At 32.2% G+C, this 23,624-nt stretch carries 21 protein-coding genes and 1 pseudogene; 17 read left to right on the forward strand and 5 right to left on the reverse strand.

What is annotated here, in order from left to right:
- Positions 1-178: 178 nt before the first annotated feature.
- From DN389_RS26340 to DN389_RS26345, 3 genes are all read right to left on the reverse strand, one after another.
- Positions 179-880 (reverse strand): collagen-like protein, encoded by a 702-nt coding sequence (locus tag DN389_RS26340; RefSeq protein WP_149237759.1) that lies wholly within the window; start codon positions 878-880, stop codon positions 179-181.
- A gap of 209 nt (positions 881-1,089) precedes the next feature.
- Complete coding sequence (locus DN389_RS29015; RefSeq protein WP_254980976.1) at positions 1,090-1,221, reverse strand: hypothetical protein; 132 nt, start codon at positions 1,219-1,221, stop codon at positions 1,090-1,092.
- 487 nt (positions 1,222-1,708) lie between these two features.
- The gene (locus DN389_RS26345) at positions 1,709-1,921 is read right to left on the reverse strand and encodes a hypothetical protein (protein ID WP_000033155.1); all 213 of its coding nucleotides are present in this window, start codon (positions 1,919-1,921) and stop codon (positions 1,709-1,711) included.
- A gap of 485 nt (positions 1,922-2,406) precedes the next feature.
- On the opposite strand from DN389_RS26345, the gene DN389_RS26350 reads away from it, so the two are divergent.
- The 6 genes from DN389_RS26350 (at position 2,407) to DN389_RS26375 (ending at position 8,806) form a co-directional block, all read left to right on the forward strand.
- Positions 2,407-3,045 carry a TetR/AcrR family transcriptional regulator gene (locus DN389_RS26350; RefSeq protein WP_070168820.1) on the forward strand — a complete coding sequence of 213 codons (639 nt, stop codon included), beginning with the start codon at positions 2,407-2,409 and terminating at the stop codon, positions 3,043-3,045.
- Positions 3,046-3,087: 42 nt separating this feature from the next.
- The gene (locus DN389_RS26355; protein ID WP_254980977.1) at positions 3,088-4,350 is read left to right on the forward strand and encodes an MFS transporter; all 1,263 of its coding nucleotides are present in this window, start codon (positions 3,088-3,090) and stop codon (positions 4,348-4,350) included.
- 6 nt (positions 4,351-4,356) lie between these two features.
- A complete protein-coding gene (locus DN389_RS26360) occupies positions 4,357-6,696 on the forward strand; it encodes an ABC transporter permease (protein WP_149237760.1) in 2,340 nt (779 codons plus the stop codon).
- An 11-nt stretch (positions 6,697-6,707) separates the two neighbouring features.
- A complete protein-coding gene (locus DN389_RS26365; RefSeq protein ID WP_117616459.1) occupies positions 6,708-7,469 on the forward strand; it encodes an ABC transporter ATP-binding protein in 762 nt (253 codons plus the stop codon).
- Positions 7,470-7,567: 98 nt separating this feature from the next.
- Complete coding sequence (locus tag DN389_RS26370) at positions 7,568-8,278, forward strand: class I SAM-dependent methyltransferase (protein ID WP_098190474.1); 711 nt, start codon at positions 7,568-7,570, stop codon at positions 8,276-8,278.
- 120 nt (positions 8,279-8,398) lie between these two features.
- Positions 8,399-8,806, forward strand: coding sequence for a VOC family protein (locus DN389_RS26375; protein ID WP_064474156.1), 408 nt, complete (start codon positions 8,399-8,401; stop codon positions 8,804-8,806).
- A gap of 49 nt (positions 8,807-8,855) precedes the next feature.
- On the opposite strand, the pseudogene DN389_RS26380 reads toward DN389_RS26375, so the two are convergent.
- A pseudogene (locus tag DN389_RS26380) lies at positions 8,856-10,540 on the reverse strand (alpha-keto acid decarboxylase family protein).
- Between the two features lie 107 nt (positions 10,541-10,647).
- Here DN389_RS26380 and DN389_RS26385 point away from each other — a divergent pair.
- The 6 genes from DN389_RS26385 (at position 10,648) to pepD (ending at position 15,062) form a co-directional block, all read left to right on the forward strand.
- Positions 10,648-11,130, forward strand: coding sequence for a MarR family winged helix-turn-helix transcriptional regulator (locus DN389_RS26385; protein WP_088080043.1), 483 nt, complete (start codon positions 10,648-10,650; stop codon positions 11,128-11,130).
- A gap of 167 nt (positions 11,131-11,297) precedes the next feature.
- The gene (gene gpmA, locus DN389_RS26390; RefSeq protein ID WP_088080044.1) at positions 11,298-12,035 is read left to right on the forward strand and encodes a 2,3-diphosphoglycerate-dependent phosphoglycerate mutase; all 738 of its coding nucleotides are present in this window, start codon (positions 11,298-11,300) and stop codon (positions 12,033-12,035) included.
- Between the two features lie 188 nt (positions 12,036-12,223).
- A complete protein-coding gene (locus DN389_RS26395) occupies positions 12,224-12,961 on the forward strand; it encodes a type II toxin-antitoxin system SpoIISA family toxin (RefSeq protein WP_140160316.1) in 738 nt (245 codons plus the stop codon).
- Between the two features lie 112 nt (positions 12,962-13,073).
- Positions 13,074-13,199, forward strand: coding sequence for a D-alanyl-D-alanine carboxypeptidase (locus DN389_RS26400; RefSeq protein ID WP_149237761.1), 126 nt, complete (start codon positions 13,074-13,076; stop codon positions 13,197-13,199).
- A gap of 75 nt (positions 13,200-13,274) precedes the next feature.
- Positions 13,275-13,451 carry a stage II sporulation protein SB gene (gene spoIISB / locus DN389_RS28565; RefSeq protein WP_000852619.1) on the forward strand — a complete coding sequence of 59 codons (177 nt, stop codon included), beginning with the start codon at positions 13,275-13,277 and terminating at the stop codon, positions 13,449-13,451.
- 141 nt (positions 13,452-13,592) lie between these two features.
- Entirely contained in the window at positions 13,593-15,062 is a 1,470-nt protein-coding gene (gene pepD / locus DN389_RS26405; protein ID WP_000287560.1) for a beta-Ala-His dipeptidase, read from the forward strand.
- A 592-nt stretch (positions 15,063-15,654) separates the two neighbouring features.
- On the opposite strand, the gene DN389_RS26410 is transcribed toward pepD, so the two are convergent.
- The gene (locus DN389_RS26410; RefSeq protein ID WP_149237762.1) at positions 15,655-16,125 is read right to left on the reverse strand and encodes a DUF5065 family protein; all 471 of its coding nucleotides are present in this window, start codon (positions 16,123-16,125) and stop codon (positions 15,655-15,657) included.
- 454 nt (positions 16,126-16,579) lie between these two features.
- Here DN389_RS26410 and DN389_RS26415 point away from each other — a divergent pair, with 454 nt between their 5' ends.
- The 5 genes from DN389_RS26415 (at position 16,580) to DN389_RS26435 (ending at position 23,616) form a co-directional block, all read left to right on the forward strand.
- On the forward strand, positions 16,580-17,239 hold the full coding sequence (locus DN389_RS26415) for a CatB-related O-acetyltransferase (protein WP_000682543.1): 660 nt from the start codon (positions 16,580-16,582) through the stop codon (positions 17,237-17,239).
- Positions 17,240-17,504: 265 nt separating this feature from the next.
- Positions 17,505-18,818, forward strand: coding sequence for a D-alanyl-D-alanine carboxypeptidase family protein (locus tag DN389_RS26420; RefSeq protein ID WP_098190480.1), 1,314 nt, complete (start codon positions 17,505-17,507; stop codon positions 18,816-18,818).
- A 501-nt stretch (positions 18,819-19,319) separates the two neighbouring features.
- Positions 19,320-20,468 (forward strand): acyltransferase family protein, encoded by a 1,149-nt coding sequence (locus DN389_RS26425; protein WP_098190481.1) that lies wholly within the window; start codon positions 19,320-19,322, stop codon positions 20,466-20,468.
- A 201-nt stretch (positions 20,469-20,669) separates the two neighbouring features.
- Positions 20,670-21,260: an SGNH/GDSL hydrolase family protein gene (locus DN389_RS26430; protein ID WP_142343520.1), complete on the forward strand. Its 591-nt coding sequence runs from the start codon at positions 20,670-20,672 to the stop codon at positions 21,258-21,260.
- 1,102 nt (positions 21,261-22,362) lie between these two features.
- A complete protein-coding gene (locus DN389_RS26435) occupies positions 22,363-23,616 on the forward strand; it encodes an MFS transporter (protein WP_000848289.1) in 1,254 nt (417 codons plus the stop codon).
- Positions 23,617-23,624: the final 8 nt, after the last annotated feature.

Here is a 23,624-nt window from a genome sequence, read left to right on the forward strand (position 1 = left end):
ATTGGAATGAAATGAAATGAAGAGTAACCAATGGTTTATTAATGAATATATAGTGAGTGGAGTCATGGTTGAGGGGCCAGATTATAATGATTCCTAATATAAAAAGAGAGCTAGAAGGCCCTCTTTAATAGTTGTTGTATTCGCCAGAAAAAAGGGAATTTTCAAGCGTATTAATGTGTTAAAAATTTTGTGAACATGAAGTGCAAGGTCCACCAGTAGGTTGAAATACAACATTGTCAACAAAGGCTGTTGCGCCTTCACCACCTGTAGCAGTATTTTGGAAAGAAATACAAGCTATAGTCACAGTAGCAGGTATACACACAACAAGAACATAATGTTGGAAAAGAGATTGTGGTTGATTCATAACTGGTACAATATGTGGAATGTTTGATGGACCAAGAGTTGCAGGGGCTGGGGGACATGCTTGCCCAAGTTCTGGAAAAGATACAGAAGCTATAAGAAATGCACCATCCCTTACATCTGCAGCAAATGAAAATGTAAAACAACAACCTTCGTCAACATCAACTGTTTGATTAATACTTCCACCTGGACCAATTGATGCAGCTAAGAGACTAAATGACCCATCTGGCAGAAAACGACCACTATGAACGTTTGGAAAACCTACTTCTGAAACAGAACCGACTTGATTCCAACCTGGAACTGGATCTACTCCTACAGGTGGTATGTCAAATCCAGGGTTGTTAAGAACATTATTACATGGACAACATCCTACAGCAGTTGGTCCAGTCGCTCCGGTCGGCCCAGTCGGCCCAGTCGGCCCAGTCGGCCCAGTCGGTCCAGTCGGTCCAACTTGAGGTGGGGGTACAGGGGGGAGAAAACAATCACATGGAATATGAAATTTCTTTTTAAATTCACTCATTTTTACACCATCCTTATCATTCATTCACCCACTTACACACTACAACTTATGAATTGGTTAACACACAAGTATAAGAAAAAGGCCCTTGAAAATTAAAATAAATAAAAAATTAAGCCCTTATGTCACAAATATAAACTCATTACATAATATATAAGGAACATGGGTTCACTCCAAAAAGCTTTTAATATATATGGAGTCCGCTTCCTAAATCAATACCGTTGAACCTGTTGCTTCTGTTGCTTCTGTTGGTAAAGTGAATGACGAAAAATAGATAGGAGTGTTGAATCGATTAAACTTGATTTAACCGCAGTTCCATGTAAAACAATATTTTCTTCATTCATACCTTCATCTCCTATAATTGCTCGTCATAGGAGGTGAAGGTAGCAAAAAGTAAATCATGAAGTTGGAAAGCAATTATATAAAAGGGCAAGGATTGTTAAGGGGAATTAAAGAATGTATCGTAGTGAATGGAAAATACAAGAAGAATTATACGATTATAATGGTTGGATAATATACGATGGTGAATGGGTTGAAGTGGACAAGCGTTTTTATTTTATAAATTAAACAAAAATTTCATTTAATAAGTATTCAAAAATCAAAAAAGAGCACTCAATAAAGTGCTCTCGTGACGAGATTCATTTTGTAATGACTATTTCAAATTATAAAGAAAGGAACACAGAATATTATATGTGCGTGTAGTCAATTGAGTTCGTTTTTTACAAACAAAGAGCAGCTAGAAAAAACTAACTGCTCAATACAAGGAGATACAGGGAAAACTACTTTAAATGAGATTTGGCATACAGCCTACATACAGTATTGACCGAATATTTATTTTAAATCCAATTTATTTAAAGTAAACATCCCAACAGATAAAATGGCTGCACCTGCTGCAGAACCTAACCAGTCTCTCCAGCCTAATGAATTTAAAGGCGTATCTGTTAAATCCATAATTAAGAAGATAGCAAACATTAATACACCAAATGCTAAGCATCCCCAAAATGTTTGCAAATATTTAATCATCTTCTTTCGGAACTTGCTCATATAAATCACCCTTATTAATAATCTATATTTTTATAAATAAATTATCGCATGTGCAAAAATTAAAAGTATGAAATATGCAAAATTACATATTGGAACTTAACAAAATAATCCATTCATAAGTAAATAGATCGAACAGAGGGGAACCGTATCGTATGAATCAATTGTCATTTTTTGAAGTCATCGATGAAAAGGAGATGCGTAGACTTGTGGTAAAGGAGCTGAAAAAATACAAAGTATTGTGCGTCTGAATGAAGAATCAAGAAAAATAGGATCAAGCGGGGGCATCGTTCTTTTCCTAAAATGAAAGGTGACGATAAGAAACATGAGATACGTTTTAAACAAATTGAACGGAAGTTAAAAAATAAAAATTTATAAAGGAAATAGAAAGAAGAATGTTGTATATAAACAATAATAGGAAACTTTTTACTAACTAAACATATAATTTAAATAGACCGACAGTCGGTCTGGTGGGAAGGGGAACGTGAATGCGAATAGTAAAGGAGTATGAGGAGCGTAGAAAGGAAATTTTAGAAACTGCTGAACGTTTATTTGTTACGAAAGGTTATACGAAAACAACAGTAAATGACATTTTAAAAGAGATAGGGATAGCAAAGGGGACATTTTATCACTATTTTAAGTCGAAAGAAGAAGTAATGGATGAGATCATTATAAGGATCATTAAAGATGATGTTGCTAAAGCGAAAGTAATTGTCTCTAATCCAAATATCCCGGTATTAGAAAAATTATTTCGAGTTTTAATGGAGCAATCGCCAAAATCAGGGGATGTTAAAGATAAAATGATTGAACAATTTCATCAACCAAATAATGCAGAAATGCATCAAAAAAGTATAGTGCAATCCATTATTCATTTATCTCCTGTTTTAGCAGAGATTTTAGAACAAGGAATCGATGAAGGCATATTTTCTACACCATACCCACAAGAAACGATTGAACTATTACTCTCTTCAGCACAAGTCATATTTGATGAAGGTTTATTCCAGTGGAAACCGGAAGAAATGATCAGAAGAGCTAAAGCTTATATTAAAATGATGGAAGTATCTGTTGGAGCGAAAGAAGGATCCTTTAATTATATGGTTGAGGTTTTAATTAAACAGAAATCATGATTTCTGTTTAATTATTACAGACCGACAGTCGGTCTAAATTAAATGAAGGGTGTGATGAGGATGCCAGCAAGTATAAAATCTTCTATGAAAGATTTTCACTTAATGGTAAGTGGGCAAATTATTACTATTTTAGGTTCAACACTTTTACGTTTTGCTCTGTCTTTATATGTATTAGATATAACAGGGCGTGCTGATATATTCGCAGGACTATATGCGGTTACGAGTATTCCGTTTTTGCTAGCTCCTCTTGGCGGAGCGATAGCAGATCGTTTCAATCGCCGTAATTTAATGGTTATATTTGATTTTATAAACGCTGCGATTGTGTTAAGCTTTATAGTTTTGTTATTTACTGGATCTGTATCTATTCTATTGATCGGAACAATTATGTTTTTACTAGCGATCATTAGTGCAATGTACTCACCGGTAGTAATGGCGAGTATTCCGCAATTAGTTCCAGAGAAAAAGTTAGAACAAGCGAACGGTATCGTAAATGGTGTGCAAGCATTATCTAATATAGTTGCTCCTGTATTAGGAGGAATATTGTACGGCATAATTGGTTTGAAAATGCTCGTAATAATAAGTTGCTTCGCTTTCTTTTTATCTACGATTTTGGAAATGTTTATTACAATACCTTTTATAAAAAGAACGCAAGAAAGCCATATAATACCGACAATTGTAAAGGATATGAAAGAAGGGTTTATATTCGTTTTAAAACAACAATTTATTTTGAAATCAATGCTTTTAGCCGCATTACTAAATTTAATATTAACACCGCTATTTGTTGTTTGTGCTCCAATTATTATACGAGTAACAATGGGAAGTAGCCACACGTTATACGGAATTGGAATGGGATTGATCGATTTTGCTACTATTATAGGTGCATTATCAATAGGTTTTTTTGCGAAAAAGCTACAGATGAAAACATTGTATTATTGGATGATTTTAATAGCTTTATTAGTAATACCAATGGCACTATCAGTTACACCATTTATTCTTAATTTAGGATACTATCCACCATTTATCCTCTTTATACTTTCTTCTATTCTAATTGCAATGATCATGACAATTGTATCCATCTATGTGATTACTGTAGTTCAAAAGAAAACACCAAATGAGCACTTAGGAAAAGTAATGGCAATTATAACAGCGGTATCCCAATGTATGGCACCGATTGGGCAAGTCATTTATGGTTTTATGTTTGAAGAATTCAGTATGAAAATTTATTTACCTATATTAGTTATTAGTTTCATAATGATATTAATAGCGGTTGTGATGAAGAAAATACTATTGAATGAAGGGAACTAGCTTTATATGATTAGGAGAATGTTAAAAAGAGATTTCTCTCAAAATAAAATGATAATTACCATTTTATTTATGTTTATCATGTTATCAAGTCTTTTAATGGCTAGTGCTTCAAGTAATGTTATAAATCTATTGAACTCAATGGATCAATTGGTTAAAGTATCAAACGCACCGCATTTCGTACAAATGCATGCCAGAGAAGTAAATCAAAAGTCAATTGATTCCTTTGTAGAAAAAATTCCGTTTGTAAAAAAACAGCAAACGGCTGAGATGGTTCAAATAAATGGATCTAACATTTTTATAAAGAAGAAAAGTCAAGCGGAACATAATAGTGTAATGGACATAAGCTTAGTTAAACAAAATAGTAAGTTTGATTTTTTATTAAATTTAAATAATGAAGTGGTCGATGTTAGGAAAGGAGAAATAGGTGTACCAATTTATTATATGCAAAAATATAATTTGCGTATTGGAGATAAAATATGGGTTGATAAAAATAAGAATGAACTAGAATTTACTATTTCAGCATTTGTTCGTGATGTTCAAATGAATCCATCAATTATTAGTTCAAAACGATTCGTAATAAGCAATGAAGATTTCGAAAGAATAAAAAGGAATTTTGGAGAAAGCGAATATCTTATTGAATTCCAGCTAACAGATGTAAATAAAATAAATGAATTTGAAAATCTATACGAGTCATCGAACTTACCTCAAAAAGGTCCCTCTATTACGTATTCACTCTTTAAAACACTCAATTCATTAACAGATGGAATTATAGCTGCAGTGCTTATTATAATAAGTGCATTATTAATGTTAATCGCAAGTTTATGTATTAGATTTACGATTATGACTTCAATGGAAGAAGAATATCGGGAAATAGGTGTTATGAAAGCTATCGGTATTACAAGTAAAGATATTCAAAAACTATATGTAACAAAATATGTTGTTATTTCAGCTGGTGGATGTATATGTGGATATATACTTTCACTATTTGTTACAAAAATATTCACTTCGAATATCACACTTTATATGGGGGCGGCAGATAAAAGTATTTTACACAATGTTGTGCCATTAATAATTACAACATTGTTATTTTTAGTCGTTATCCTGTTCTGTCGCATCATTTTGCGGGATTTTAGGGGAATTACAGCAATAGACGCTTTACAATCAAGAGATAAACTAGGGAAAAGAAAGATTAGAAACTCTTTTTCACTCAATCAATCTAAATTTAAAAATGTAAATATATTTATTGGTATACAAGATGTTATAAAAAGATTTAAGTTATATCGCGTATTAAGTATCGTATTAATAATAGCTGTGTTTATGATTGTTGTACCTGTTAACTTTTTGTATACGATTCAGTCACCGAAGTTTGTTAATTATATGGGAACAGGAAAAAGTGATATTCGAATAGATTTACAGCAAACTGAAAATATAGAGAAACGATTTAAGGACGTTATATCATATTTACGAAATGATGATGAAGTAGAAAAATATGCAGCATTTGTAACGATTACATTTAAAATAGTGAATGCTGATGGCATACATGAAAATTTAAATGTAGAAGTAGGAGACTTCACTCAATTCCCATTAGACAATATTCAAGGTATGGCACCAAAAAATAAAAATGAAATTGCTCTTTCTTATATGAACGCAAATGAATTGAAAAAGAATGTAGGGGATAAAATCATTTTATTTGCAGAAGGAAAAGAGAACGTACTAACTATTAGTGGTATATATCAAGATGTAACGAATGGCGGGAAAACAGCTAAAGTGAGCTTCTCTTATAATGATGAAAATATATTATGGTATGTAGTAAATGTAGATATGAAGCCTACTGTGAATTTAAAAGAAAAAGTGAAGGAGTATAAACATAATTTTAGTTCTGTAAAAATAACAGATACGGATGATTATTTAACACAAACTTTAGGAGAGACAATTAAACAATTAAGACTCGTGACTCAAGTGGCTATTTTGATTGCTATATTGATATCAGTTTTAATCACTGCAATGTTTTTTAAAATGTTATTGGCAAAAGACTCTTCGCAAATATTAATTATGAAAAGTATAGGGTTTTCATACAAAGATATTCGTATACAGTATATAATACGTTCTATCGTCATTGTATTATTAGGCATTGTGACTGGGACATGTATAGCTGCTATGTTTGGTGAAATGTTAGTAAGTTGGTTAGGCTCATTTATGGGAGCAGCTCACATAAAGTTTGTCGTAAATCCTATCGTTTCTTATGTAATATGTCCAGCTATATTATTTATATCTGTGACTACAGCAACACTTTTCATTAGTTTTACTATAAAGCAAACAAACGATGTAAAGCCAAATGGGGAGTAGGGGTGTATAACTTGAAAAAAATTTTAGAAGTAAAGGAATTAAACAAAAAATATTCAATAGATGGAAATGCCAATTATCACGTGTTAAAAAATATAGATTTAGAGATTTATGAGGGAGAATTTGTATCGGTTATGGGACCTTCTGGTTCCGGAAAATCGACGTTACTTTATACTATTAGCGGAATGGATCAAATATCATCTGGAAGTGTGAAAGTTGATAGTAAAGAATTATCATGTATGAAAGAAGAAGCGTTAGCCAAATTGCGCCTTACTGAAATAGGATTTATTTTTCAGCAGAGCAACCTTCTGAGAAACTTGAATCTATTTGATAATATCATTTTGTCAGCATATTTAGCGAAATGTGAGAGTAAGAAAATAGTAAATAAACGTGCTCTGGAGCTAATGGGGAAAATGGGGATAAGTGATATAGCGTCGCATTATATAACCGAAGCATCTGGAGGGCAATTACAAAGGGTCTCTATATGTAGAGCGCTCATTAATAATCCAAATATTATTTTTGCTGATGAGCCAACGGGTGCTCTAAATTTAAAATCAACAGAAGAAGTAATGCAAATCTTATTAAATATTAATCGTGATGGAACTACAATTATGTTAGTAACTCATGATGTAAAGGTAGCAGCGAAAACAGAAAGAGTTCTTTTTATGGCAGACGGAGAAATTGTGAGTGAAATACAGTTAGGCAAGCTTAGGAACGATGATTTAAAAGCGCGAGAAGAGAAGTTGTTAAAATGGTTGGCTGTACTTGGATTTTAAAGACAAAAACTCCTATTGAATATAGGAGTTTTTTCTTTGTTTGAAAGTTCAAAAAGATATATAATAATTTTCTGACTATTAAATTTGGAGGGGTACAAATGAAAAATGAAACGTTGCATACTCAAGAAGATATTATTGAAATGCTTGATTCATTATTAAGACCGGCAGAACTGTTTTGGAATGAATTTTATGCGAACAGAGAAAAAGATGTTCCGTTTTTTGAAAATATTCCAGATGAGAACCTAGTTTCCTATATACAAAAAGAATGGATCTCCAAAGGGAAAGTGTTGGAGCTTGGATGTGGTCCAGGAAGAAATGCAATTTATTTGGCGAATGAAGGATTTGAAGTAAAAGCAGTGGATTTATCTATAGAGGGCATTAATTGGGCGAAAGAGAGGGCGTTAGCAAAAGGAATAGAAATTGATTTTATTTGTGATTCGATTTTTAATTTAGAGGCTCAAAATGAATTTGATTTTGTGTACGATTCAGGCTGTTTACATCATATTCCACCACATAGAAGAATAAATTATGTGAATTTAATTAAAAACTCATTGAAACCGGGTGGTTATTTTGGATTAACATGTTTTGCAGCAGGCGATTTAGATGAGCGAAATGGATCAGAAATAACTGATTGGGACGTATATAGAGGATGGAGTTTACAAGGTGGTCTTGCATATTCTGAAGAAAAATTGAGAGATATATTTAAAGAATTTGAAGTGATCGAAATTAGAAAGATGAAGCAAATTGACCAACCAAATACTATGTTTGGAGAATCATTTCTTTGGACAGCATTATTTAAGAAGAAATAAGAAATTAGATAATTGACAAACTCATCGTTTTTATAGACAATACATTTATAAGAATACATGTTCGGTTTTTATTGGCCGATGTATGTTTTACATAAATACATAACAAGGGGCTGTCTCAATATGAGTAACACAAATCAAAAAATTACGACGTTTTTAATGTTTGAGGGCAAAGCTGAGGAAGCGATGAATTTTTACACGTCGCTATTCGATCAATCAGAAATTGTAAATATCTCTCGCTACGATGAAAATGGACCTGGTAAAGAGGGAACTGTAATTCATGCAACTTTTACGCTAAATGGACAAGAGTTCATGTGTATTGATAGTTATGTAAAGCATGGTTTTACATTTACACCATCTATGTCTCTTTATGTAACTTGTGAGACGGAAGAAGAAATTGAAACGGTCTTTCATAAACTAGCACAGGATGGATCTGTACTAATGCCTTTAGGTTCTTATCCATTTAGTAAAAAATTTGGCTGGTTAAATGATAAGTATGGTGTGTCTTGGCAGTTAACGCTTGCGGAATAAAAATTTAATAAGAAAAAGCGTAGCCAAACTATAGCTACGCTTTTTCTTATTAAGAATTTTGCTTGCCAAATCTTTCCCCAAGTGTAGCTAACAATTCAGGCTGATCCCCTTGACTCATTACAACTTCAATAAAGATAAGTTGATTCTTATTTAAAGTTATATTCGTTAAGACTGCTGCTAACTCTGTTTCATTTTCCACTTTACATGTTAGACTTTTTTCCTCTGATCCGAATACATTTGCTAGTTTCGTGTAATCCCACATTTGAATATCATTATATGGTTCGTTTTGGCCGTGAATTGCACGTTCAACAGTGTATCCATTGTTATTGACTAAAAATATAATCGGTTTTAAATTTTGACGAAGTATAGTCGATAACTCTTGGACAGTTAATTGGAAAGAACCATCACCAATAATTAAAATATTACGTCGCGATAAATCAGCGAGCTGTGTACCGAGTAGAGCAGGTAATGTATAACCAATCGAGCCCCATAATGGTTGTGCTACATATGTAGTGTTATTTGGTAAAGGGATAGCGGCACTACCGAAGAAAGGTGTTCCTTGCTCTGCAATTAAAACATCGTTTTCTTGTAAGAAATGGTATATTTGTTGCCAAAAACGTTTTTGTGTAACCATTTGAGCTTTTGGATTGAACTCTTCTGTCATAGATAGTGATTCTGAAATAAAGGGCTTAATTTCAAGTGTTTTCTCTATGCTATGTTCGATTAAATCACTTAATTGTTCTAAAACATCTTTCATTACAACGGGTCCATATTTTCTATCTATAATTTTTACAGTATAGGGATGGATTTCTATTACTTGCTCTTTCATAAAGCCTTGTGTAAAGCCGCCAGTAATAGTATCAGTTAATTTAACGCCAATACTAATAATACAGTCGGATTCATCAATTCTTTTTCGTAAGTATGGAGAACTAACATCACCAGTATAAATTCCTATAAATTGTGGGTGTTTTTCAGGGAATATTCCTTTCCCCATACTTAATGTTGCGATAGGAAACCCAGTTTTTTCTACGAATTGATGCAAATATTCTTCCGCATGAAAACGAGCCACTTCAAAATCAGCTAAAATAACTGGTTTTTTGGCACTGTTTATTTTTGAAGTCGCATGTAGAAGCATTTTATCCAGCGCATCTTTATTACTTAGAACTGGTTTATGTAAAATTGGTTCCGTAGGTTTATTAATTGGTTTATTATACACATCAATCGGTAATTGAATATGAACAGGGCGTTTCTCACTCCAACATGAACGTAACACACGATCGATTTCTTCAGCGGCATGCTCAGGTGTTAATTTTGATTGTGCCACCGTGATTTCTCTATACATATTGGAAAAATGATCGAACTTTCCATCACCTAACGTATGATGAACGAGTGCTCCATTTTCCATTACAGTTGTTGGTGGTGTCCCCGTGATTTTTATAACAGGTACGTTTTCTGCGTATGACCCAGCAACACCGTTAAGGGCGCTTAATTCTCCAACGCCAAAGGTCGTAATAAGAGCTGCAATTCCTTTTATGCGAGCGTATCCACTGCAGCATATGCCGCATTTAATTCATTACAATTGCCAATCCACTTTAGCTTTTCATGTGCGAGTACATCATCTAAAAAAGCTAAATTATAATCACCAGGAACACCAAATATATGTTCAATTCCTAATTCGCATAGTCGATCTAATAAATATGTACTTACAGTATATTGCGTTTTCAAATGAATCATCTCCTAATTGTGCAATGTATATTTCAATAAATTAAAGAAGTTCCAATGCGTTGATTAAAATATTGATTACTGGATTGTGGTATAATTTACATACAGGGGGAAAGTAGATGACACAACATAAAGAAGAACAGATGAATGAAGCATTAGCATTATTTTACTTTGCATATAAAACATTTACTGAAAAGCCAGATGAAATTATAAAAGAGTATGGCATACAACGAGTACATCACCGAATTTTATTTTTTATCGCACGATTTCCAGGGATAAGTGTAAATGAGTTATTATCACTGCTAGAAATAAGTAAACAAGCTCTTCACGGACCACTGCGACAACTTGTGGAAAAGGGCTTAATTGAGAGTAATGAAGCTACACATGATCGCCGTGTGAAACAGTTATCTTTAACAGAAATAGGTGTAGATTTAGAGAAAAAATTGAGCGATGTTCAAAGACAACAGATGAGTGCTATTTTTTCAAAATTTGGTGAATCGTGTGAAGAAAATTGGCATCAAGTTATGAATGAAATGGCAAATAGTCGATCAGGTTTTGATGCTTGGATATCAAAACGAGAAGTTGTAATCGATCAAAAATAATAAGAAATATATCTGTTTTTATAGTTTGAAAAAGAACAAATTTTATCCATACATTTGGCAACTATGGATTGGTCATAGAGTGAATGGATAAAAAGATACATTACTAGATACTTTATACGTGTACGCAATGGAACAATAAAATTCACATTTCCGAGAGGGGAATTATTATGATAAAACTTGTACTTATTCGTCACGGACAAAGTTTATGGAATCTTGAAAATCGCTTTACAGGATGGACAGATGTAGATTTATCAGAGAATGGATTAAGTGAAGGGAGAGAAGCAGGAACGATATTAAAGAAAAATGGATATACTTTTGATGTAGCTTATACATCTGTATTAAAACGAGCAATCCGGACGTTATGGATTGTACTTCATGAGATGGATCTTGCTTGGGTACCAGTACATAAATCTTGGAAGCTAAATGAAAGACATTACGGTGCATTGCAAGGGTTGAATAAAGATGAAACTGCGAAAAAGTATGGTGAGGAGCAAGTTCATATTTGGAGAAGAAGTATTGATGTAAGACCACCTGCTCTTACTGAGGATGATTCTAGATATGAAATGAATGATCCAAAATATAAAGCACTTAAAAAAGGTGAGTTTCCATTGACTGAATGTTTAGTGGATACGGAGAAAAGAGTACTTGATTATTGGCATTCAGAAATTGCACCGTCATTAAAAAGTGGTGAAAAGGTAATTATTTCATCACACGGTAATACGATTCGTTCGCTAGTGAAATACTTAGATAACCTTTCAAGCGATGGTGTTGTTTCATTAAATATTCCAACGAGCATTCCACTCGTTTATGAATTAGACGATGATTTACGTCCGATTCGTCATTATTACTTAAGTATGGACGGAGAAGTACCAGAAGGGGAAATTCCGAAACATATTTCTTTTTAACATGAAAATTTGAAACGCATGCTTGTCTACATATACAATGTAGATTCAAGATAAAAGACGTGGTACCTTCTAATGTATATGCGATATTGCTAAATTTAGAAGCTTGTCCACGTCTTTTGTCATAAAGAGAGCTGCTTGTGCATGTAATGATATCGTGAGTAGTTTTTGAATGGAGGGTGATGTCATTGGTGATCTCTAACATTCGAATCGGCTTATTTATTTTAGCAATCGTTTTTCTAGTTCTTGTTTTCTTTTACTGGAGAAATGAAGAGCTCTACGAGGAGAAGAAGCAACGAATTAGAAAGACTTGGTATGGGTTGTTTATAATATCAGTCACCGTGTATTTCATGATAAAAGGAATTGATTTAACCCTCTGGAAAAATCTTTTAATGTTCACTGCAATGGTTATTTTCGTTGATATCGCATTTATTTTAACACCAAATATTTCAGAAATATGGGGAGCGAAATTTAGCGATATCGGCAAGACTGTTCAATCGATAAAACGGTCATTAATTGCTTCTAAAGCAAGAGGAGAAATATACACAACAATTATTCAAAATGTGAATCCAGCAGTATTCGGTACGATGGAATGGCATACGGAAGAAGACTATACAAAAAGTTTAAACGCATTTTTAGATTCATACGGGGAAAAGATTGGAGCGAAAATTGTTGTATTTGAAGCGGCAAAAGAATTAAATACAAACTTTCGCGGTATCCGCTCACAATTTAGTATTATCGTTCCGTTTGAACACATTGAGCAATTGAATGAGCAGAAAGCGGTACAAGTAGAAAATGTCGGCATTATACCAGCAAAAACTGTGAGTGATGTTTTCATTGTTATTGATGGGAAGAAAAATAATCTGCAAGATCGAGATTTTGAAAATGTATATAATTTAACAATACATCATAGTTATTTTAGTAAATAAGGACAGGATTTTCTTCTGTCCTTTTCACTTATACATAAAGGTAAAGCAAATTTAGACAAACTTGTATAAAATCGGACAATCATTCCTACACTAGCACGTAGAGGTGATTGTAGTGATAAAAAATTATGACAATGATTTTTTTAAAGAAGATAATGAAGATACAACAGATTTCTCGTTAATAAAAGGAGATACATTACAGCAAGTAGAAGAATTAGAAGAAGAATTAAAAAGAACATGATACGTGTACACGCTGTCTACATTTGCGATATAATATAAATGGAAGATTGTATCTTTTTGAAAAGGGGGAGAAGAGATGGCTGAAGTAAACGTACAAAAGTCTTCATTTTTTAAAGAAAAAAAAGAAGAACCAAATACAGATTTCTCTCTTGTGAAAGGTGCATTAACGGAAAATATAAATCGGTTAGAGAAATTAATGAATAATGGTACTTCAAAATATATGAGAGCAAAAAAAACGAAAGAAAATGCATAGTGCATTTTCTTTCGTTTTTTTATACGATTAAATATTTCACAAGTGGATTATAAAGTATGAAATAGAAAGGGAAAGTAACGAATCATGGTATAATGATAGCAGACTTACATATTATTTTGTCATTTTGAGAGGAGCTTAAAAATGTATTCTACTTTAGAACAATTAACAAAGCACCCTGTATTTTATCATTTTGCAGAAATTTCAAAGATTCCTAGAGGATCTGGTAATGAAAAGGAAATTAGTGATTATTTAGTTGGTTTTGCAAAAGAGCGTAACTTAGAAGTGATTCAAGATGAAGCAATGAATGTCATTATTAAAAAAGACGCAACTACTGGCTATGAAAATGTACCAGCTATTATCATTCAAGGCCATATGGATATGGTATGTGAAAAAAATCAAGCAACCGTACATGATTTTGAAAAAGATCCAATTGAATTACGAATCATTGGGGACATGTTATATGCAAATCAAACGACTTTAGGAGCGGATAATGGTATTGCAGTTGCGTATGCAATGGCTTTATTAGATGCATCAGACATTTCGCATCCAGCACTTGAAGTAGTTATTACTACTGAAGAAGAAACAACAATGGGCGGGGCTTTCGCTGTTGATGCAAATCACTTTGAAGGAAAGATTTTTATAAATATCGATTCTGAAGAAGATCATAAATTACTTGTAAGTAGCGCAGGTGGTGCGAAAGCTGTAGAAACAATTCCAGTAATATGGGATGAAGCGCCAGTGAATACGGATGCATACCGTCTATATGTTGGTGGTTTAAAAGGCGGGCATTCTGGTATGGAAATTGATAAACAACGTGGTAATGCGAACAAAGTATTAGGACGAGTATTACGTGATTTATCAGCAAATATTCAATTTGAAATAAGTGAAGTTCACGGCGGATTAAAAACAAATGCAATTCCGCGTGAAAGTGTAGCTACAATTGTATTAGCTACAGAAGATGTAGAGAAAGTAGAAGAAAAACTAGAATCATGGACAAGAGTATTACAAGAAGAAATGCGTGCTGTTGATCCAGATGTTCATGTAACACTTACAAAATTGGATGAGAAAGTAGAAAAAGTATTTGCTAAAGAGACACAAAAGCAACTTATTTCATCATTATTCTTAATTCCGAATGGCATTCAAAGTATGAGCATGGATATTAAAGGTCTAGTAGAAAGTTCAACAAATTTAGGCGTTATTGAAACGTTGCAAGATGAAATTAAATTACGTAACGAAGTGAGAAGTTCTGTCAGTAGTTTAAAACAACATATTGCAAATGAAATTAAATGTATTGCCGAATTAGTTGGTGCAACATTTGAAATAGAGTCAGAATATCCAGAATGGCCATACAATCCGAATTCACAAATTCGTAATTTGTTTGAAAAAGTGCATCAAGAAAAATACAACAAGGATGCTGAAATATTCGCTGTACATGCAGGTATTGAATGTAGTGCATTCGTTCAAAAGATGCCTGACTTAGATGCAATTTCATTTGGTCCAGACATTTTTAACGTTCATACACCAGATGAACATATTAGTATTTCTTCTGTTGTGAATAACTGGGGATTCTTCGTTGATGTAATGAAGGGTACGAAAGAATTAGCTAAATAATATGGATGAAATGAAAAGTAGCCTATAAAACTTTATAGGCTACTTTTTTGTATAGAGTTTTATTAGAAATTTTTTTACGTTAGTATTTAATTTTTACTTTTATTTCTAGAGGATATTGTACCAAAGATTGCTCCGGATACTGCTCCGATTAAAGTCATAAAAAATGCACTCCATGCTGCAAATGACATTATTACACCTCCAAATAATAAATTATTGTTTCTTAGCCTTTTGAATAGAAATGATAATTGCAACAAATATTAAGAAAATAAGAGGGACCAAGAATAGAAAGACATGTAATATTCTCCTTCCAATACTAATTTTAAATATTTTTATAAACAAATTATCGCATTTTTAAAGAGTGAACATATAGAATATGCAATATTGCATATTGAATTGTAGAACTTAAAGACGTGGAAACAGTTGTTGAATAAAAATGCTAATTTATAAAGAAAGTAAGGATTTTTTCTAATCTTAAAAAGGGCAGACAATCAAAAAGCTCCTCTACCTTATATAGGGCAGAAAAGCTTTTAAAATAGTTTTTGTCTAATAACAATAGTATTCAATATATATTTACTGGTCAGATATACGCAAATTATTTTGAGATTTTAAAGCTGCCCCCATAATAATAATTTTCTCCAAGTTTCATAACGGCTACATATGTTCCTGGATTATAAACCTTAGTAATAGGTGTTACAAATCTACCATAATTATGTTTCAAACCCGAGTCATAAATGGTTTTATATCTATGCAAGTTTATTTCATCATGTTCATTTCCACTCAATTGATATATTTTTACAATACCAGTATCTTTACCACCAGTATATATAGTAACATCGAATGTATCTCCATGTTTTAAGTCACCAACTGCTAACTCTTCTATAAAATCTGCATTATGATGTAATAAAAAATAGCTTTGCCACCGCCAATTATCTAAAATTCGTGATTCTTTTTGTGTAAGTTGCGATTCAGCAGACACAGGTGTGATTGTACTAATTGTATTCGAAAATAAAAATCCTCCAACAGTCAATGCACCAATAATTGTTGATTGCCTTAAAAGTTTCATGTTCTAAACCTCCTATTTACTTAAGGATTCAGAAATCGTTTTTGTGAAAAACTAGCTGTGAAATCTAATGGATGATAATATCTTCTATAATCATATTGAAATTTATTGATTTATCAGACAAATTAATAAATAATAAAACTATATCGAGGGAGTTAATGCTAATATAAGAAAGAAGTTAGATGTATAGATAAGAAATCTTTATTATATGTAATTGGGACTTTGTTATTTGAAAACTCGATTGTTTTAATGCTGAAATTTCAATTCATACTTCAAGTTTCAGTACATAATTTTACAATTTGACTTATATAATTTATCACGATATGATTCCTTTATAATAAAAGAAAGGCTTGAAGACAATGATTCGTCGTTTGAGAAAGCTAAAAAATGTAGCAGTCGTAGTAAGCTTCTAAGTAAATAGCAAAATATATAATACTTAGAAGCGAGGAATAAAGTTATGAAGCATCCATTATTTAATCATTGGTCAGAAACAAAGTATTTAAAAGATATAGTAACAAATTCACTCATTGAGGTAGGAGAGTACTCCTATTATTCAGGTTATTATGGTCATCAAAATTTTGAAGATGGCTGTGTAAGGTATTTGTGGGGGGATGCTAAGTCCCGAGCGCTGTTCAATCCAATTGAACAGATGGGATGGCATCTTGATAAACTCATTATTGGGAACTATGTTTGTATTGCGAGTGGAGTAGTCATTTTAATGGGTGGTAATCATAATCATCACTCAGAATGGATTACAGTATATCCATTCGCTGAACAAATTGAACATTCATATGAACCGAAGGGCGATACAGTCATTAAAAGTGATGCTTGGATTGGAATGAATGCTATTATTATGCCTGGCGTTATAATCGGTGAAGGTGCAATCGTTGCAGCGGGATCTGTCGTAAGTAAAGATGTTCCGCCGTATACAATAGTTGGTGGAAATCCTGCTAAGGAAATAAAGAAACGATTCACTGATACAGAAATGAAAATGCTAATGGAAATGCGTTGGTTTGATTGGGATAGAGAATTAGTTGAGAAGGCAATGCCGCTTTTATCTAGTTCATCTATTGAATTATTATATGATTTTTATAACAAGGAAGTAAAAAATAGATAGATCTGTGAGGGAAACTACATTCTATATAGGATGTAGTTTTTTTATTATAAAAAATTAATAGTCTAGACTAAGGAAAATTCATCTCTGGTATGAGTATAGTAAATAGCTGAATTAAATAATTAAAATCCTTGATAGCTAATAAAACCAGTGTGTCTCGATATTTAATCGGGATACACTGGTTTTATTTTTTGTAAATATGGAACAAACGCATTATTTAGATTGTCTATTCATTGTAATCCTAAAAAATATATTGGAGGTAAGAGGATTGAAAGGTATGTTTTACAAAAAATTCATTGTAATAGTAACAGTGCTTACACTATTTTGTAGCATAATTGTTACATCTGGAAGAGCAACAGCGGAAACAGTCCCTGTTTTAGATGTAGAAGCAGGATCAGCAATTTTAGTAGAAGCGAATTCCGGAAAAATTTTATATCAAAAAAATGCGGATGAATCACTAGCAATTGCTAGTATGACAAAAATGATGAGTGAATATTTAGTTCATGAAGCGGTGGATAAAGGAAAACTTAAATGGGATCAAAAAGTTAAAATCTCTGAATATGCACATAAGATTTCACAAGATCGCTCATTATCAAACGTTCCATTAGAAAATGGTGGCTCTTATACAGTAAAAGAGTTATATGAGGCAATGGCAATTTACTCTGCAAATGGTGCAACAATTGCTTTAGTTGAAGAAATTGCTGGAAAAGAAGCCGATTTCGTGAAAATGATGAATGATAAGTCAAAAGAGTTTGGAATGAAAAATTATAAATTTGTAAACTCTACAGGCTTAACAAACTATGATTTAAAAGGATATCACCCAGAAGGGACAACTCCAGACGAGAAAAATAAAATGTCCGCAAGAGATTGTGCGATTTTAGCACAACGTCTTATTCAAGATTTTCCAAAAATGTTAGATACAGCGAAAATTCCTAAAAAAACATTCCAAAAGGGTGGCAAGTATCCAATTGATATGGTGAATTTTAACATGATGTTAAAAGGTTTAATTAAGCAATACGAAGGTGTAGATGGGTTGAAAACAGGAACTACTCCAGAAGCCGGTGATTGCTTCACTGGTACAGTAGAAAGAAACGGTATGCGTCTAATATCTGTAGTGATAAAAGCAAACTCCCATACAGCACGTTTTGATGAGACGAAGAAATTATATGATTACGGATTTGCGAATTTTGAAATGAAGAAGGTCCATGGAAAAGATTCAGTAGTAAAAGGACATGAAACAGTGCGTGTAGCAAATGCGAAAGACAAAGATGTAGTTGTTCAAACGAAGCAAGCTGTTTCACTTCCAATGCCGAAGGGTAACAAAGACGTTTATAAAAAAGAATTTAAAGTATCGAATAATGAACAAGAAGCGCCTATTAAAAAAGGTTTAACAATTAGTAAAATGATTATCTCGCCTAAAGATAATACAGATCCTGGGTTCTTATCAGGTAAATCATTACAAGTAGACCTTGTAACAAAATCAGATGTAGAACAAGCAAATTGGTTTACACGTTTTATGCGTAACATCGGATCTTTTTTTAGCGGTATGTGGGATAGTACGGTTGATATAGTAAAAAGCTAATTTTATAGTCTGAAACAAAAAAGTTTCAAAGTATTATAGATTTTTATGTGGACGGCTTGGAATTGAAGATGGTATTAATTTTCAAATTGGATTCCTCGTAACCTTTGTTATTGCAATCAAGCTAAAATAAATTTGTATTCATATAATCAAAAAACGCTATGCTTTTTGTAGAAATATACAGAAAGGATGGCGTTTATTATGAATTCTTTGATTCAAAGCATTCTAGTACAGGGTTAATTTAATAAAGGTACATGAAGAAAAACCATGCATTATTTCATCAAATGACAATAAAAAATTAATATCAGATACTTATTTCTGTAATTAGATTTTATGAAAATTTAATAAAATCTTTTCTTTGTATTAAATATTTTGTTTTAAATTATTTATATAAGGAAATGGAGACCAGAAAACAGATGCATAGATTGACTTTGAACTGCTTATATTAGGGATTTAAAGAGACATTATGTACAATTCTCCCACTACACTAGTATAGCGGCCTTTATGAACAGCAAAATCTACAATTTACAAGGAGAACATTTTATGAGTAAGAGAATAAAAGAATTAGATTCCATACGAGGGTTAGCAGCACTTACTGTGGTATTTGGACATTTTTGTTTAATGTTACCATCGTTGCCTAATTCTATTAAATTTTCCCCGCTGAGATTTTTATGGGCGGGTGGGGAAGCTGTTATCGTTTTTTATGTACTAAGTGGTTTTGTGTTATCTATGGCACTTTATCATTCAAAAACAAATTATTGGGGATATTTAATTAAGAGATTTGTAAGAATCTATATTCCTTATTATTTTTGGATAATCATTACCTTTGCTTTATTTATTTTGTTTTCGCCGTATGAAGTGGTAGGGCTACGGGATTGGTTCTATGATAGGTGGCAAGGGTCTATAACGAAATTAGATATTTTAAACCACTTTGTGCTTCTTAATAACTTTTTTACGGAAAATTATAATCCAGTTATCTGGTCATTGGCTCAAGAAATGCGTATATCTATTGTGTTTCCTTTGTTATTCCTTCTTTTTTATAAACTGAATTGGAAGAAAACGATACTATTTGCTTTGAGCTTTTCTTTAATTAGTGTTTTTCTTAATATGTTGCATATTGGGAAAGCTGAAGGATTTTATAATGGTTATGCCGATACACTGCATTTTACATCTATGTTTATGGTTGGAATGTTACTTTTTAAGCATCAGGAAAAACTTATCTACTCATATAGGAATATGAAAAAATTTAAAAAAGGATTTCTTATTGCATTAGGGATTATTTTATATTTATATTCCATTTTAATTTATGGTTTTTCCCGTAATGATACTACTTTCTTATTAAAAGATTGGGGTGTCGTAATGGGGGTTAGTATATTTATTATAATGGCTATGAGTAACCTAAAAGTAAAAGTATTTTTAAATAAGAGTGTGTTTGTATATTTAGGAGAAATTTCATACAGTATCTATTTGTGCCACTTTCCAATCATGATGGTACTATTTAAACTTTTGTATACAAAGATACCTATCTTTTTCCTTCTTATTTTGTGCATTACAATGACACTACTTTTTTCTATAGTTTCGTATCATTTAATCGAAAAGAAATGTATCAACTGGGCAAAACAAAGAACGACAAATTTTTTGAAAAAAGTATAATTCCTAAGGAGATTTTATTTCTTTAGTAAATATACGAATATGACCGATTCCTAAGTATACTTAGGAATCGGTCAATTTGGGTTCTAAATGTAAACATACTAAAGTGGAATGTAATTGAAATCGAAAACCACTTAGAAATAACAATTAAGGTGTGAGCTATTGTATAGTATAGATATGGTTAATAATAAAGGGGGAATACATATGTGGAAGCGATTTGTAGCAATTGGTGATAGTTTTACAGAGGGGATAGGGGATGAAGTTGAGGGAATTGCATTAAAAAGCTGGGTAGATCATTTGGTTCAACTGTGTGAAAAAGATATAGAATATGCCAATTTTGCAAAGCGTGGGTTAGTAACTAAAGAAATTCGCTCGCAGCAATTGGAAAAGGCATTAACTTTTAATCCAGATTTGGTTAGTCTCATTGCAGGGGCAAACGATGTTTTAAAAGGACGTTGGAATCATGATGCATATAAGAACGATATGGAATTTATGATAGATACATTAAGTAAAGCAGGGGCGGATATTATTATAGCAAACCTTCCCGATTTTACAGTTAGGCTTCCTTTTGCTTCTGAAAAAAAACAAGTAATAAAAGAACAATTATTAGAGGCAAATGAAGTTATACATTCACTGAGCAGAGAGTATAAGCTTCATCATGTTGATTTTTGGAATCATCATTTAGTTAATGACAATACGCTTTGGTCTAAGGATTTAATTCATCCAAACTCAAAAGGATATGTAAAAGTTACTGAATTGATTTTTAGTAGTTTGCCTGTACAGAAGACAAAATAATTGTTTGCAATTTAACAAATATGATATTAATTGTATTAAGCTATGTTTTTTAATAAATGGAAAGAACTAAAAATTTAGCAAATAAAGTGTATCTACGATATATTTCTACAGTAGTGAACAAATGCAGTATCACAAGAAAAGATCACCTACGGAAATAGGTGATCTTTAAACATTCTTATACCTAAATTAATATATTATATTACTAAATAAATTCGTACTACATAAAAATTAAGTTCTTTTATAGAAAAACTGATGTTACATTACCTTAAAATATATTATATTTTATAAGAGATTCATAACGATATTATATAATAACATAGTCAAATCATATTTTGGGGATTTATCCCGATTGCGTATAATGTGTAATTTTTTTGAAGCAGTAATGTCCAATAAGTTAAATAGGTAGTAAATGTAAAAAAATCAATACTATATATTATTCAATCTTTGTTATGAGTGCATTAGTAATTGTTAGTATTATATTTTTAATATCTATTTTAGTTATTGAGATTAATTTGAATAGAAAATATGTAGGATAGGGAAAGGTACATATACTTTATTGTATATGTACCTTTTTATTTAGTAGGATTTATAGTCTCTATAAACTATTATGTTAATAAAATTAAAAAACTTAATTCTTAATATTCTTATGGTTAAAGCTATCTATAAAATGAAAATATAACTAAATAATAGTTTGTTATAATTTGTGGATTTGGTTTTTTATCCGAATTTTCTGATTCAAATATTTCAACTTTATGAATATAGTAGGTGAAATATTTGTGTGATAGTATTTGAGATAGAAAAAAGCCAACTTTAAAAAGGATGTGAATTGAATGTGCAACAACTGTAAATGGTTATATTAAGTTAATGTTTAACTGTTTTTAGTGTAAGGTAAAGGGCTATTTTGTAAAAGTTGATATAAAGACGAAGAAATAGGTGCACTTAAATTTATCTGACTATTTAAAATACGCTAAACCTTGAGATTAGTCTAGGTTTTGACGAAGTTAAATTCTAGGTGAAATCTTTATAATGATTAATTAGGTTTAATAAAGGGGTACCTTATACACAAAGGTGTTTATATTAGTAACCTAAGGAGCTTGCTTTTATGAAAACTATTGATTCAAAAGGCCTATTAGGAAATAGGGTTTATTTACAAGTTTTCTCTGCCTATTCATTGCTTATGCTTGGTGTTTTTATTGATATGTTAGCGATTATGACTATAGTTGGGTTTGAATGGGAAGTAGATCCTACTATGATTGGATTGATTCCTGTTGCATATGCACTTCCAGGAATTATTTTTGGCTCATGGGCGGGTGTTATTGCAGATCGTTTTAGAAAAATTCCAATTATGATGTTCTGTAATCTAATGGTTGGTCTAATAACGATTGCTCTTTTATTTGTACAAGATATCCACTGGCTCTTAGTGGCATTAATGATTCGTTCCATTTTTATTGTTTTCTATTATCCTGCACAGCAAACACTAACAAGACAGATTGTCTCTCCGGATTTGCTTACTAAAGCAGTAAGTATCAACGGAATAGTAGAGCAGGGTACCAAAATAGTGGGCCCACTTATAGGGGGCATGTTGCTGAGCTGGTTTCAACCAGAGTTCTGCCTCATTATAAGAGCTATAAGTTGTTTATTAGCTACCTTAGTTCTGATACCCACAATAAAATTTAAAGAAACTATATCGAAAGAATTTGTTGAAAAGCAAAAACAAAGTACTTGGACCGCTTGGGTACAAGGGTGGGGTTATGTGTTATCTAATCGGATAATATTATCAACTATGATTTTCGTTACAATAGCCATGGCAGTATTACAATTAGTAGACTCACAATTCCCAACTTTATTTAAGAGCTTATTCCCACATGATAAAAGTAAAATGGGATATATCATTTCTATTATTGGTCTTGGCGGAATACTTGGTGCATTACTAACTCAGAAATTAAAACAATTTCAATATGGCTGGGTAGTATGTGGAGGTATGGTTTTAATGGGAATTGGTTTTGGGGGGATTGGTTTGATAACGCCCGGTACGGTCTTCGTTTTGGCCTATTTAATTAGTTTTATCGCTGGTATTGGAAGTGGGCTGATGCTTGTATCTAATCAAGTCATTTTACAAATAGAATCCGATCAAGATCAAGTAGGAAGAGTATTTGGTATTCAAAGCAGTTTAACAAACGCAGTTTTAATTATTTCTCCTGCTATGAGTGGCCCATTAGTGCATTTGTTCGGAGTAACTCAACTCTATGTTTATGGAGGGATTGGGCTTGTTATCATTGGAGTAATTGGAGTTTCACTGCAGAAATATTTATGGGCTAAACATAAACACGAACCTATAAGAGCAAATAATTTTTGAAGGGAAGA

It is taken from the genome of Bacillus sp. AY3-1, assembly GCF_008368785.1.
In the GTDB taxonomy this organism is placed as follows: domain Bacteria; phylum Bacillota; class Bacilli; order Bacillales; family Bacillaceae_G; genus Bacillus_A; species Bacillus_A wiedmannii.